13 protein-coding genes are annotated in these 13,866 nt (G+C 48.2%); 2 read left to right on the top strand and 11 right to left on the bottom strand.

Going from position 1 to position 13,866, the window contains the following annotated elements; translation table 11 throughout:
• Positions 1–36 precede the first annotated feature (36 nt).
• Together SB752_RS06435 and SB752_RS06430 are read left to right on the top strand one after the other, a co-directional pair.
• Complete coding sequence (locus tag SB752_RS06435; RefSeq protein WP_410714862.1) at positions 37–987, top strand: DMT family transporter; 951 nt, start codon at positions 37–39, stop codon at positions 985–987.
• A complete protein-coding gene (locus SB752_RS06430; protein WP_410714861.1) occupies positions 944–1,093 on the top strand; it encodes a hypothetical protein in 150 nt (49 codons plus the stop codon). Before SB752_RS06435 ends, SB752_RS06430 begins: the two co-directional genes overlap by 44 nt.
• 46 nt (positions 1,094–1,139) lie before the next feature.
• Here SB752_RS06430 and SB752_RS06425 read toward each other — a convergent pair whose 3' ends face one another.
• The 11 genes from SB752_RS06425 to icd all read right to left on the bottom strand — a co-directional run bounded on the left by SB752_RS06425 (position 1,140) and on the right by icd (position 13,847).
• A complete protein-coding gene (locus SB752_RS06425; RefSeq protein ID WP_410714860.1) occupies positions 1,140–2,711 on the bottom strand; it encodes a DHA2 family efflux MFS transporter permease subunit in 1,572 nt (523 codons plus the stop codon).
• A 13-nt stretch (positions 2,712–2,724) separates the two neighbouring features.
• The gene (locus tag SB752_RS06420; RefSeq protein WP_410714859.1) at positions 2,725–3,954 is read right to left on the bottom strand and encodes an efflux RND transporter periplasmic adaptor subunit; all 1,230 of its coding nucleotides are present in this window, start codon (positions 3,952–3,954) and stop codon (positions 2,725–2,727) included.
• Positions 3,955–3,960: 6 nt separating this feature from the next.
• On the bottom strand, positions 3,961–4,620 hold the full coding sequence (locus tag SB752_RS06415; protein WP_410714858.1) for an efflux RND transporter periplasmic adaptor subunit: 660 nt from the start codon (positions 4,618–4,620) through the stop codon (positions 3,961–3,963).
• Between the two features lie 9 nt (positions 4,621–4,629).
• Complete coding sequence (locus SB752_RS06410; protein WP_103107102.1) at positions 4,630–5,058, bottom strand: MarR family winged helix-turn-helix transcriptional regulator; 429 nt, start codon at positions 5,056–5,058, stop codon at positions 4,630–4,632.
• A 152-nt stretch (positions 5,059–5,210) separates the two neighbouring features.
• Positions 5,211–6,149: a VanW family protein gene (locus tag SB752_RS06405; protein ID WP_410714857.1), complete on the bottom strand. Its 939-nt coding sequence runs from the start codon at positions 6,147–6,149 to the stop codon at positions 5,211–5,213.
• A gap of 64 nt (positions 6,150–6,213) precedes the next feature.
• Positions 6,214–7,302, bottom strand: a complete 1,089-nt coding sequence (locus tag SB752_RS06400) for a hypothetical protein (RefSeq protein WP_410714856.1) — start codon at positions 7,300–7,302, stop codon at positions 6,214–6,216.
• A gap of 165 nt (positions 7,303–7,467) precedes the next feature.
• Entirely contained in the window at positions 7,468–8,124 is a 657-nt protein-coding gene (phoU, locus tag SB752_RS06395) for a phosphate signaling complex protein PhoU (protein WP_410714855.1), read from the bottom strand.
• Positions 8,125–8,217: 93 nt separating this feature from the next.
• Positions 8,218–9,981 carry a two-component system histidine kinase PnpS gene (gene pnpS / locus SB752_RS06390; protein WP_410714854.1) on the bottom strand — a complete coding sequence of 588 codons (1,764 nt, stop codon included), beginning with the start codon at positions 9,979–9,981 and terminating at the stop codon, positions 8,218–8,220.
• 14 nt (positions 9,982–9,995) lie between these two features.
• Positions 9,996–10,691: a response regulator transcription factor gene (locus tag SB752_RS06385; RefSeq protein WP_289137428.1), complete on the bottom strand. Its 696-nt coding sequence runs from the start codon at positions 10,689–10,691 to the stop codon at positions 9,996–9,998.
• Positions 10,692–11,573: 882 nt separating this feature from the next.
• Positions 11,574–12,512: a malate dehydrogenase gene (gene mdh / locus SB752_RS06380; RefSeq protein ID WP_410714853.1), complete on the bottom strand. Its 939-nt coding sequence runs from the start codon at positions 12,510–12,512 to the stop codon at positions 11,574–11,576.
• 51 nt (positions 12,513–12,563) lie between these two features.
• Positions 12,564–13,847, bottom strand: a complete 1,284-nt coding sequence (gene icd, locus SB752_RS06375; protein WP_410714852.1) for an NADP-dependent isocitrate dehydrogenase — start codon at positions 13,845–13,847, stop codon at positions 12,564–12,566.
• Between the last annotated feature and the right edge of the window lie 19 nt (positions 13,848–13,866).

The raw sequence follows: 13,866 nt of genomic DNA, 5'->3' as shown, positions 1-13,866 counted from the left end.
GTCCATCGTGGATTATCAGCACAAGAAGGTGTACACATGGAAAAGTCATTGGAAAAACCGTTGTTTCCTCCGTATCTGGCATTGCTCATCGGTGTGATCGCGATATCGACATCCGCTATTTTTGTAAAGCTATCTAATGCACCAGCGCCGATTATCGCAACGTATCGTCTTGTTTTCTCAGTTGTGCTGACATTGCCGTTCCTGTTTTGGAATCGCGGGGCACTCGGTGAAATCGTAAAAATGCCAAAAAAAGTGTGGCTACTCTGTCTATTGTCAGGTGCCTTTTTAGCCAGTCACTTTCTGCTGTGGTTTGAGTCACTCAACTACACATCAGTAGCCAGCTCAACCGTTCTGGTTACCCTGCAGCCATTATTTGCGTTTATTGGAGGCTATTTCTTTTTTGGGGAAAAGGTTCGCTTGTTGGCTCTGACTGGAGGTCTGCTTGCCGTCGTTGGCAGCTTTGTTATTGGATGGGGTGATTTTCAGGTAGGTGGGATGGCATTATTAGGTGATGCTCTAGCCCTGATGGGTGCTGCCACGGTGACCGGTTATTGGCTGGTCGGGCAATACGTCCGTCAGCATATGTCATCGTTTGCCTACACCCTCGTTGTCTATTCTGCCACAAGCTTGATCCTGGTTGCATACGATCTTGTTTTGGGCTACCCGTTAATTGGGTATCCTGCTTCTGACTGGGGTTGGTTCTTCTGTCTCGCTCTTTTTCCTACCTTGCTCGGTCACTCCATATTCAACTGGATTATCAAGTGGCTTAACACCACTACGATTTCTATGGGAATTCTGGGAGAACCGATTGGAACAGCGATTCTGGCTTACTTTATCCTCGGAGAAGTCGTAACACTACCGCAATGGATTGGTGGTCTCATCATTATCGCAGGGATTTATTTGTTCATTCGATACAATCAAAACCCCAAAGGAGTGAACAGTGTTGAATCAGAATCAGCAGCCACCTCGCCGGAAAAGCTTGCGTGAGTTCATAAAGGGATTGAACGTCTGGGCTAAAATTGGCTGGACGATTTTGCTTGGCTATATCGCAGGAAGAATCATTTACTTCTTCATCAAGCTGATCTCCTCGTAGCTCTTCGGATTGGACAACCTGTCACAGAAAAAAACAGCAGCCAAATTTAAGCTGCTGTTTTTTGTGGTTGTGGTGCTTCCTTTTTTTTCGGCTTTTTATGCAGGAAATAAAGCAATGGAATCGAGATGACGATCGGTATTGCAGAAATCAGGAACGTGTCCCCGATTCCTTGAACCATCGCCTCTTTCGCCATCATTCCGAACAAAATCGTACTCGCTCCGCCAGACGCACTGGCAGCATCGACACCTACCTGTGTATACATGCCAGAGATCCCACTAATAAATTGTGTAGCCATGTCGGTGTTCAGATTGTCGGAGATTGATGCCAGATGGAATGTTTGACGCGCTTGCATGATAACGGTCAAAATCGCAATTGCAAACGAGCTCAACACTTGCCGCAATACGTTGGAGAGCGGGGAGGCATCCCCTACACTCGTACGCGGAACTGCGTTCATCCCTACTGTAGACAGTGTCATCATACAGAGACCGATACCGATTCCACGGATCGTCAAAATCATGTTCATCCAGGAATGCATACTGTCTGCTGCCAGATTGTGCAGCTCGAATGTGGTAATACTCATAATCGATAAGCCGACGAGCCCAATTGGACCGATTCCATATTTATCCATCAGCTTACCACTGATTGGCATCATGATCGCCATCGCAATCGACTGTGGCATCAATAAGATACCGGACTCCATCGCTGTCATGCCCTGAATGTTCTGCAGGAAGATCGGCATCAGGAAGATCCCGCCCATCATCCCCATCATGACAAAGCCCGATGTCAAAATACTGATCGTAAAGACAGGAATCCTCAGCAGCCGCAGATCCAAAAGCGGTGCTTCCTTCCCGAGCTCTACCCAAACGAAAAGTGCTAAACTCATAATCGCAACGAAAAACAAACTCACGATGAAAAAGGATGTCCAGCCCTCCGCTTGCCCTTTACTGAACGCAAGGAGAAGAGTACCAAACCCAACAATCGCCAAAATGGCTCCGAGAAAGTCAAACTTCAGCTCCGGCTTTTTCGGCGTTTCCTTGAGCAGCACCATACTCATGATGACCGCAAAAATTCCAAATGGCACCCCTACCAGAAACAGAAATTGCCAGCTTAAAAATTCAATGAGATACCCACCCAGGGTTGGGCCAAGAGCGGGAGCCGTCATTGAGGCAATCCCGAAAATCCCGAGTGCCATCCCGATTTTTTCACGTGGGACGATCATGTAGATCATGGACATTCCGATCGGCATGATCATTCCTCCGCTTACCCCCTGGATGACACGAAACGCAATGAGCGAGGTGTCACTCCAGGCGAGTGCGCATAGGACAGATGCAGCTGTAAAGCACGCTAGAGATAAGACAAATATCTTTTTGGCACCAAACTTGGCTGACAAGGAACCGCTCATCGGGATCATGACCGCGTTTGCCAGCATATATCCGGTCAGCACCCATTGCATCGTCTCGGTAGAGGAGCCGAAGATACTGACCATCGTTGGTAAGGCGACGTTAATCAGACTGTTGTTCAGAATCGCAACGAAGGTTCCCGAGAGGATAGCGAGAAGAGACAACCACATTCCGCTGTTTCCGCTTTTTTCCTCTCGCTGTGCCACCGCTTCCGCCATGTCATCACCCCCGTTAGTTTGCGATCACCTTGCTGCCCTCAGACAATTTGTCGGTTGGGTTTAGCACTATTTGATCGTTGTCTTTCACACCAGCTGTGACCGTAGTCCAATCACCGCTCGCACCACCTACTGTTATTTCCACTTCATGTACAACATCTTGATCAATCATATAGATGTAATGCTTGCCGTCCTTTTCAAGAACAGCCGTTGTCGGTACTTTGGTTCCTTGTTCTGCCTGACCTTGCAGTACGACCTCCGCAATCATACCGGCACGCAGCAGTCCATCCGGATTTGCTACTTTTACTTTGATCGGGAACGAAGTGCTGTTCGTGTCAGAAATCGGGGAAACGAATTCAACGGTTCCTGTCATTACTTTACCGCCAAGGCTGCCTACCTTCACATCGACAGTAGAGCCAACCTTTACATTGTTGATCTGATCTTGAGAAACGCTTGCTTCTACTTTGACTTCATTCATATCCACGACAACCAAAAGTGGCGCCCCTGCTCCAGCCATCTCTCCTGGATTAATGTTTTTCTTCGCTACAATACCAGAGATAGGAGAATGAATAACGGTATTGTCATAGCCGTTTTTGGCCATCTCCAAGCTGGAATTCAGACGGCTTACCTCTGCTTGCAGGGCTGCAACTGTATCAGAGGTTGGACCGGCTTTTGCAAGATCGTACTGAGCCTTGGATTGCTCCACCGCAGAACGTGCTTTTTCCAAATCAAGCGTGGATTTTTCCAATTCAGCTGCGGATAATGCCCCGGAGTCAAACAAAGCCTTCATCCGATTGTAGTTGTTCTCGGATACCTTCAGGGTAGCTTCTGCCTGTTGCAATCCACTGGACAGCTGCTGCAGCTGCTCTGTACGTGCCCCTGCTTTCGTATCACGCAGCTTTGCCTGTGCCCCTGTAATCGCTGCCTGTGCCTGGTTAATTTGCTGTTGGTAGTCGGTAGCCTCCAGCGTAACAAGAACGTCTCCCTGCTTCACGACAGAGCCTTCCTTTACACTTACGTTCGCTACTTTGCCGGAAACTTTGGAAACGACTGAAACCTCTTCAGACGGAACAATTTTACCGCCTGCAATCAAGCCTGAGGCATTCGAGGTCACCTTCCATGCTTTCACAACCGGGAGCGATTCTGATGTGGAAGATGCCGAAGACGAATCACTACAGCCAGCGGCAATAACCGAAACCGCCGCCAATACTACAGCGATTGTTTTCCATTGTGCTGCTTTTTTCATGCCTCATTACAACTCCTTCACTTGCACTTTGATCTCGGCGTTCAAACCGGCAGCCAAATGAAGACCTGCTGTGTCATCAATGGCGATTTTAATCGGGATACGCTGGGTTACTTTGGTAAAGTTTCCGCTTGTGTTGGTAGCTGGCATCAAGGAGAATGTAGAGTTTGTTGCTTTTCCAATCTCCATCAAATGTCCGCTCAGTTTTTTGCCTGGGTATGCGTCCAGCGTGAAATCCACTTTTTGGCCAAGTTTCAAGCGCTCGATCTCTGTCTCTTCCAGATTGGCGGAGATGTACAGTTTGCTTTCATCTATGACGAGAGCAACCGATTGTCCCATCGAGACAACCTCTCCCTCTCTTGCCTGGGTCTTAATGACGGTACCTGTGATAGGAGAACGCAACACGCTGTTTTCCAACAGGTTGCCTGCAACATTTGCTGTGTCCTGCTGCCCAACAATTTGATCAGCTACTACGGCGTCGCCTTCTTTTACCGCGAGTCCGGTCAGTTTGCCTGTCATTTTGGGCATGACCCGATAAATGTCTCCAGCAATCCGGGCGTCCTGCGTGGTCACATAGTGTGCACCTTGATACCAGTAGTAGTAACCGATGCCTCCGCCCCCTACCACGAGCAGGAGCAAAATGACATACAATACCAGTTTTCGCTTCATGGTTTCTCCTCAACTTTCTGTCTCTTCTAATTTCGCAATCAACGTTTCCAATGAGTGAATAATGCCATCCAGATCCTTCTCAGAAAATCCGTGGAAGCTGCGTTTGTAAAACTCCCCTGAAAAAAGATCCACTTTTTCAAACAGTTCTACTATTTTTTCAGTCTTTCGAATCCAGACAACTCGACGATCCTTTTCGTCACGCACCCGCTCGACCAGTTGCTCTCTCTCCAGGCGATCAATAATACCAGAAACTGTACTGTACGAAAGATCAACGGCTTTGCTTATCTGCCCGATAGTACGGGGTTCGCATTGAATCTGCCGAATGACCACCAGCTGCGGGACCGTCAGGCCGTATTTGCACAGTTCCTTAGTAGCCATTGTGCCAAACGTCTTATTTAAACGCTTCAGCAAGTCCCGGATATGCAATGGTTTGTTCATGATACACTCCTTTCCTACCTAATATTTCGTACGCGAAATTTTATCACACGAAACACTATACGACTTTTTTGGGTCTGTGGCAACTATTTCTTTACATTAAATTTTAACTAGGTAACAAAATCATTCGCAAAAAAAACCAACAACGCCCATACTCAAGGCATTGTTGGCTCTGTCAGGATTGGCGGGCTTGCCGGCCCTTCTTCTGGAGTGCTTTGGTGGACACTCGGTACATGTCTTGGCTCATACTCAATCTCTGGAAAGGAATGAACCGAAACATACATGCTTCCACTGGAAGAACTCGCTCGGATCATAATCGGATAGGCATACTTGTTCTGAAAAACAAAGTCAGGGCCATACCAGCTCACGGTTGCGTCCCTTCCCGGGCGTACATATGCGACGTCTCTGCTATGGGAATAACGCTGCACGATATGCAGTCCAGCCTTGTCCACCGCATTGAACAACGTCGAAGAAACCTGGCATATGCCTCCCCCAATACCTTCTGACAGCTCTCCTCTGACGATGATAGGGGCTTGCAGGTAGCCCTTTTCCTTCGTTCGCTTGCCGACTACCTTATTAAAAGAAAAAATCTCGCCAGGCAGCACAACGTAGTTGTTGATTGCTTGAGAAGCCAGCATGATGTTATGAGAGCGGTTTTTGTTTCGCGAATTGTAATAGGTGGTATACTGCCCGATTGTTTTCTTTCGCACCTGACTAATAAGTGCTTGGTCTACCTTTGGGTAAATCTCCTGGAACGGAATTTGTAACGTACTCGCCCCGTTACCGTAATAGTACTCATAAAATTGCTGGAGAAATTTACCTTCATGGAGCTTGCGTCCCTTTTTTTCAGGTACGATCGCTCCGCTGTTATTTATCGTAGCATTAATTGGCTCCTGGTACGCCAGCTTCGCCAAGGCTTCCATCATCGTTTGCAATCGATTTACATCAACGAGGGAAACACCACCTACGGGCAGTGTGTAGTCAGCCCGGTCTGCCATGGCAACCGTCCTGTCTTCCATTTGCACCTGTAAAAAGCTCATAGGATCTAGGTGATTGGTAATTAGCAGCAGGGCCAGTGTAAAAGCAAAACCCATCCGACTGCTCACCTCCTTCTTGTAGTATGAACAGTCGAACGGGTTTCATGCGATAGGCAAAGGATTACGCCATACGATCAAGTCTGCTCATGATTGCCTGTGCAACCGCTTTGAGCCGAGGCTGATCCGTTACCTCTACATAGACATTATTCAGTTGCTCCCGCAGCTCCTTTGCCGCAGCCAGTAAAGCCGTTGCCTCTTGCATTTTTTGCCGGTATCGAGCCTTGATATCCGTTAATTCTGCTTCGTACGCCTCATCGGTGCCTTGTTCAATTGCCCGCTCATACATATCAATAATCTCGTCTGTCTCCTTGCTCGGGAAGTACTCATGAGGTGCTGTACTGTCGAAAATAGCAAGACCTTTCTCCGGTATGATGACCATATCCAAGCTGTGGGGATCGAGCCCGCAATGATATACCTCAGCGTCAAAGCCACGTTTTTCTGCCACCGTGACTAGCTTTTTCAGCATGGTTGATTTTCCAGAGCCAGGACGTCCTTTGATAAAATACCGCTTCTGCATTTGGTCGGTCAGCTTCATGATGTGATCCACCGGCCCATCAGGAGTAGCCGCTCCCAAATACATACGACGCACCTTGGACTTTTTCTCCAGATTCTCCTCTCCGAAAAATAGCGTGAGGACTTCTTCGGTTACTCTATTCGCTTTTTCTCGGTCGAGGTGGGCGATATAAGGCGCCTCCCACTCATCATGAATACGCAATGCTTCACCATACGCCGCGTAAGCTTCCTCGCTTTTGCGGAAAATCTCTTCGTACCAGGCTGCAATTTGCTCTTTGTACCTTGCCAAATGATCGACACCTACAGAGGTCTGCAAATTTACATTGATCTCGGTGATTCCGGGTGCGGATGGCCGCCAGATTCGTGGGTAGCTGCCGTCTACGATCGCTACCTTCCATTCGTGAAAAATGACGCCATCATACTGACCTTTCATAAAGGGCGAATGAATCCACTCTATTTCATTTGTTTTTCTACTCATTTCCTTGCCGATCGTTTCAATCAGGTCCGATGTGATTCCTTCGACGACTCCTGACAAAATATAGACACGATCCAGCCCTTCCAGTACGGAATCGTAAAACGTCTTGTATCCTCTCGCGGTGTTGCCTGCCGCAAAAATATGGCGCTCTTTTTTAGCCATGCCAATCCCTCCATTGCTTCGTCTGCCATATTGAACGATGTATTGTATGCAGGGAAGAGGGAAATGGGCATTTGAGGAGCTTACCATTCAAATAACGCCAAAAAGCCGTTGCAAGCATGGGCTCACAACGGCTTTATTCGATTATTTATGCTGTCATTTACTTACTTACTTATTTAAATCTGTCATTTTGCCAGTCGACATGTAGATGATCCACTCGCAAATATTGGTGACATGGTCGGCTATGCGCTCCAGGTACTGCGCAACCAACAAGAGATGCGTTCCTTGGGAGATCGCCGTTCCGTTTTTCGTCATGACCTCGATCAGATCACGGAAGATCGTCGAGAACAGTTTGTCAACAATATCGTCGCGTGCAGCAATTTCTTCTGCCGCTTCTTTGTTGCGAGCGATATACGCATTCAAGCAATCTCTGACCATCGCTTTCACGTGATCAGCCATTAACGGAATGTCGATTAATGGCTTTACGTAAGGCTCAGCCATCAAACGGCGGGTCGTCTTGGCGATCGAAACGGCGTGATCTCCCATTCGCTCCAAGTCCGTAACCAGCTTCAGCATCGTTCCAAGCAGGCGCAAATCGCTACCAACCGGCTGCTGAAGTGCTATCAAGCGAAAGCATTCGCTTTGAATTTCCTGCTCCAAATCGTTGATAACAGGATCACTTGTAATTACCTGTTCTGCCAGCATCATATCTCGTTCTACCAAGCTTTTAATGGACTTGTGAATGGCTTCTTCCACCAACGTCCCCATCGTCAAGAGCTTCCGGTGTAGAACATCCAGTTGCTCTTCAAAGGCATACCGCGTCATTTCCCTTATCCCCCTTCAATTGTCTGTCACGACAAATAGTACAAGGGGATTATATTGTACAGGTAAAGGTACTATGATCTTTGTGTAAATATTTTAGGTATACGGGATGGTAACCGTAAATGTGGTTCCTTTTCCTTCGATACTGTCGACACGAATATGCCCGTGAAGATTGTCGACAAGGTGCTTGACGATAGCCAGACCAAGTCCTGTCCCGCCAGAATCCCTGCTCCGCGCTTTATCTACCCGGTAGAACCGCTCGAAAATACGCGTCAGGTCTTTTTCCGGAATTCCTATTCCCGTATCGATCACCTGAATTTTCACGATCTGGTCTTCTTTTTCTGTACGGATCGTAATCGCTCCGCCATCTGGTGTATAGGCAATCGCATTGGTCAACAAATTCAAAATAATTTGCTGCAAGCAATCCCGATCGGTCATCAGATAAATCTCGGGCTGCGGGAACGGCAATGTAATCGTCAGTTCCTTGCGCTGCGCCTGATCGTTCATGATCGCGACCGCGGAGGAAATCATATCCTGCAAATGAATCCTGCTTACCTGCAGAGGGATCCGTTTTTGCTCAATCTTGGACAAATCCAGAATGTCGCGGATCATCCGGTAAAGCCGCTCGCTCTCATCCGAGATGATCTGCAGGAAGTTACGGCATGTCTCCTCATCCTGCATGGCCCCTTCGAGCAGCGTCTCAGTAAAGCCCTTGATCGAGGTAATTGGAGTGCGCAGCTCATGCGATACGTTGGCAACAAAATCACTGCGCATCTTTTCCAAACGCCGAATTTCGGTAATATCGTGCAGGACCACGACTACCCCTCTCGCCTCGCCCTTGAAATTGATATACGGAGCGAAATTGACGTCCAGAACACGCTCCTGCGGGTAGTAAATGTGTACTTCTTGACGGAACTTTTCACTTTTATCCAGACAGCGGTCAATATACTGACTGAGGCCAAAGCTTTTTCCTGCCTCGATGTGCAGCTTGCCTACAATTTCGTGTCCCGGTGTACCGAGGAGCTTCTCTACAGCCGGGTTGACGAGCATAATTCGGCGCTGCTCTGAGATGAAAATCACACCACTGGTCATATTGGTCAAAACCCCAGATAGTCGCTGCTGGTTCTCTGAAATCTCGTACATCTGCTGCTCCAGGCTCGAAGCCATAAAGTTGATGGCGCCTGCCAGCTGCCCAATCTCATCCTTTGCTTTTATCCGCACCCGACTCTCATACTGTCTCTGTGTGATATTGCGGGCTACGCGCGTAATTTCCTCGATTGGCCGAATGATGGAAAAAGAAATGCGGGATACGACAATCGAACCAATCACCAGCGTAACCAACAGCCCTGTTAGAAGGCTGTACCACATGTTGTGAATCGTGTCTGTGATGTCTTTCATGGACATGGCCGATCGCACTGCACCGACGATTTTTGATCCTTGCTCAACCGGCACGGCGACATACATCATGTCATATCGGAGTGTCTCGCTATAGCGACGTGAGATGCCCGTTTGGCCCTTCAATGCTGCCATAAACTCCGGCCTGTTAAAATGATTCTCCATCTCGTCTGCATGAGAGCTATTATCGTAGAGCACCTGGCCTTTTTCGTCGATGACCGTGAGCCGTACATCCTCGGTTGGCGCTACCTGCTTGACACGATCCGCCAAGGTAGACTGATTGGTAAAGACACTTGGAAAACGGACGGCTTGCGCAACGAGCTTGGACTCACGGGATAACAGCTCATGCAGCGACTGGAGATAGGAATTTTCCAGCACCTTGGCAAAATACATGCCCATTAGCAAAAGGACCAACGATATTAATCCAAGTATGGTCAGCGTGAGTTTAATTCGAAAGCGAGTCAAGGTAGTGCCTCCAGTTATCCTTCCAGTTTGTATCCTAATCCGCGTACGGTTTTAATATAGCGAGGATTTTTCGTATCATCTTCCAGCTTTTCGCGCAGGTGACTGACATGGACGTCGACGATACGAGAATCACCGATAAAGTCGTAATTCCATACAGCATTGAGCAGCTGGTCGCGCGTCAATACCCGGCCGTGATGGCTTGCCAAATAATGCAGGAGTTCAAATTCCTTTGGGGTCAGCTCGATCTTTGCATCCTTGCAGAACACTTCATATTTTTCCGGGTAGATGCGAATCTCGCCAAACTGCAAAACAACGTCCTCTGGCGCTGTAGCTGCTTCTGGCGTCGCTTGAAAACGGCGCAGGATGGCTTTGACGCGGGCAATAACTTCTCGCGGGCTAAAAGGCTTCGTCAAATAGTCATCAGCCCCAAGCTCGAGGCCCAGAATCTTGTCCAGCTCATCGTCCTTGGCTGTCAGCATCAGGATCGGTGTGTTGATTCTCTCTTGTCGAAGCGTCTTGCAAACGTCCATCCCGTCCATTTTTGGAAGCATGAGGTCCAAAATAATGAAATCGGGCTGCTCACTTTTCACCATATCTAATGCCTGTCTGCCATCAAAAGCGGTGACGACCTGAAAGCCTGACTTCTCCAGATTAAATTGCAACAGTTTTACAATGGAGACTTCGTCATCCACTACCAAAACCTTAATCATCGGTTCGTTTCCCCCTAGCAATGCTATGCTGCAAATTGTTTTTTACACAGACCTGTCCTCTTTTGTTTCTTCTCTCTACAACTCTCAGTCTGCCAATGCTGAAACCGGAAGACAAGTAATTTTTTTGTAAAGGTGATTAGGGCTTGTCTGTAAAGGGTATAGCAGCATCGTTGTGAGGTAGTATTCCTCGGATTGGGCTGGGGCATCAGTGCATACTTCATCGTTGCTTATGGTGGAGGCGAGGAAAGAGGAGAAAACGCTCTAGCTTCTTGGGATACTAGCTGGGAGTGTCCGTGCCCAGCCCGAGGAAAAAACGAAACCGCGTCCAAAGTGGTTGCTTCAAGGGGTCTCTCAGAGGTGGACGCTTACAAGCGTGTTTCGTTTTTTCCTCTCCGCCTCGGTGGGTATCCCAAAGAGCTTTCGCTTATTTCTCCTCTTTCCTCATCAGCAGCTTTGAGAGGACGCTTCTATGTTTTGAAAGCGAACTACTCGATTCCCTAAGCCCAAAAAAGCCCTCTGTCCTACAAGTCAAAACCTTCACCTGTGTTCAACAAGCTCTGCCATTCAAGCTTCAAATGTCTCTACAGCTCGCTGAGGAAACAGGAGAAAAAAGCGAAGGTCTTTGGGACTCCTACAAAGCTGGAGGGGAAAAAGGGAAACACGCCTTTAAGCGTCCACCTTGAAAAGGCTCCCTGAAACGGGCCACTTTGGACGCGGTTTCCCTTTTTCCCCGTAAGCGGACAGCCGCACCCTCCCTGCTAGAGGCCCAAGTACCTGGAGCGTTTTCTCCTGTTTCCTCCCCTCCACTGAAGCCACGGACAACAGCAAACAAAAAAGACGCCTTTCAAGAAGAAAGACGTCATTGTACATTCGATCAAAAAGCTATTTCAAAACCGCCATGACATTGCGAACAGAATCAGCAGACTTATCAAGAGCTGCTTTTTCGTCTGCTGTCAGCTCAAGCTCGATTACTCGCTCGATACCGTTTGCACCGAGCAGTGTCGGTACACCAAGGTAGATGTCGTTATAGCCGTACTCGCCCTGCAAGAGAGCGATGGAAGGCAGGATACGCTTCTTGTCCTTGATGATTGCTTCTGCCATTTGGACCAGGGAAGCCGCTGGCGCATAGTAAGCAGAACCGTTACCCAGCAGGTTGACGATTTCTCCGCCGCCCTTGCGAGTGCGCTCTACGATTTGCTCTAGGCGATCTTTCGGGATCAATGTTTCCAGTGGAATACCACCAGCATACGAGTAGCGAACCAATGGAACCATGTCATCACCGTGACCACCGAGTACAAAGCCCGATACGTCTTCTACAGACACGTTCAGCTCCATCGCAACGAAGGTACGGAAGCGTGCTGTATCAAGTACGCCGGATTGACCGATCACGCGCTCTTTCGGGAAGCCAGAGGTTTTGAAAAAGGTGTAAGTCATCGCATCGACTGGATTAGACAGTACGAGCACGATGGAGTTTGGCGCATAAGTTTTCACTTGCTCAGCAACAGACTTCATGATGCTGGCGTTGGTATTCACCAGGTCATCGCGGGACATGCCAGGCTTACGAGCGATACCAGCGGTGATGATGACGAGATCAGCACCTTGGATATCTTCATAGCTAGCAGTACCCGTGATGTTGGAATCAAACCCCAATACCGGTGAGGATTCCATCATGTCCAATGCTTTCCCTTTAGTTGGATTCTCAAGTTGAGGAATGTCAACCAGCACGACATCACCCAGTTCTTTTTGACCAAGAATGAATGCAGTCGTTGCTCCAGTAAAACCACTACCAATAACAGCGATTTTTTTGCGTTGGAATGCCATGATTATTCCCCTCCGAATGGTAAATTGTGAAAACTGATGCTTGGAACTATCTTACATGTTTTTGATCAAAGCGTCAGCAAACTCGGAGCATTTCAGTTCGGAAGCACCATCCATCAAACGAGCGAAATCGTAAGTTACTGTTTTCGCAGAGATCGTTTTTTCCATGGAGTTGATGATCAAATCAGCTGCTTCGTTCCAGCCCAGGTGACGCAGCATCATTTCTCCGGACAGGATCACGGAGGATGGGTTTACTTTGTCGAGTCCAGCGTATTTAGGAGCTGTACCATGAGTTGCTTCAAAGATTGCATGACCAGTCAGGTAGTTGATGTTTGCACCTGGAGCGATACCGATACCGCCTACTTGTGCAGCCAGAGCATCAGATACGTAGTCACCGTTCAGGTTGAGGGTTGCTACTACATCGTATTCAGCTGGACGAGTCAGGATTTGTTGCAGGAACGCGTCAGCAATCACGTCTTTTACGATGATTTTGCCAGCTGCTTCTGCTTCTTTTTGTGCTTTGTCAGCGTCGCCGCCTTCAGCTTTGATGCGATCGTATTGTGCCCAAGTGAACACTTTGTCGCCGTATTCTGCTTCAGCCAGTGCATAACCCCAGCTTTTGAAAGCACCCTCAGTGAACTTCATGATGTTACCTTTGTGTACGAGAGTAACGGATTTGCGCTTGTTGTCGATCGCGTAGTTGATCGCTGCACGAACCAGACGCTCAGTTCCGTCTTTGGAAACAGGCTTGATACCGATACCAGAAGTTTCTGGGAAGCGGATTTTCTTCACGCCCATTTCTTTTTGCAGGAACTCGATTACTTTTTTCACTTCTGGAGTACCTTCAGCCCACTCTACGCCAGCGTAGATGTCTTCAGTGTTCTCGCGGAAGATTACCATATCAGTCAATTCAGGATGTTTAACTGGGGATGGTACGCCGTCGAAGTATTGAACAGGACGTACGCAAGCATACAGATCCAGCTCTTGACGCAGTGCTACGTTGATGGAGCGGATTCCGCCACCTACTGGAGTAGTCAGAGGACCTTTGATTGCGATCAGGTACTCACGAACTGCAGTCAGTGTATCTTCTGGCAGCCACTCGCTGTATTGGTTGAACGCTTTTTCACCAGCGAATACTTCAAACCAAGCGATTTTCTTTTCGCCGTTGTATGCTTTTTCTACAGCTGCATCCAAAACGCGAACAGATGCGTTCCAGATATCAGGGCCAGTACCGTCACCCTCGATGAAAGGAATGATCGGGTTGTTTGGAACTACGAGTTTGCCGTTATCCACTTGGATTTTTTCGCCGGCAGTTGGGTTTGTCAGGTTTTTAAACACAAGAATCCCTCCAGTGTTG

The sequence above is a fragment of the Brevibacillus sp. SIMBA_040 genome, from assembly GCF_046535075.1.
Classification (GTDB): Bacteria; Bacillota; Bacilli; order Brevibacillales; family Brevibacillaceae; genus Brevibacillus.
Note: the sequence above shows the minus strand (reverse complement) of the source record. Positions and strands in the feature narration are given on the sequence as shown.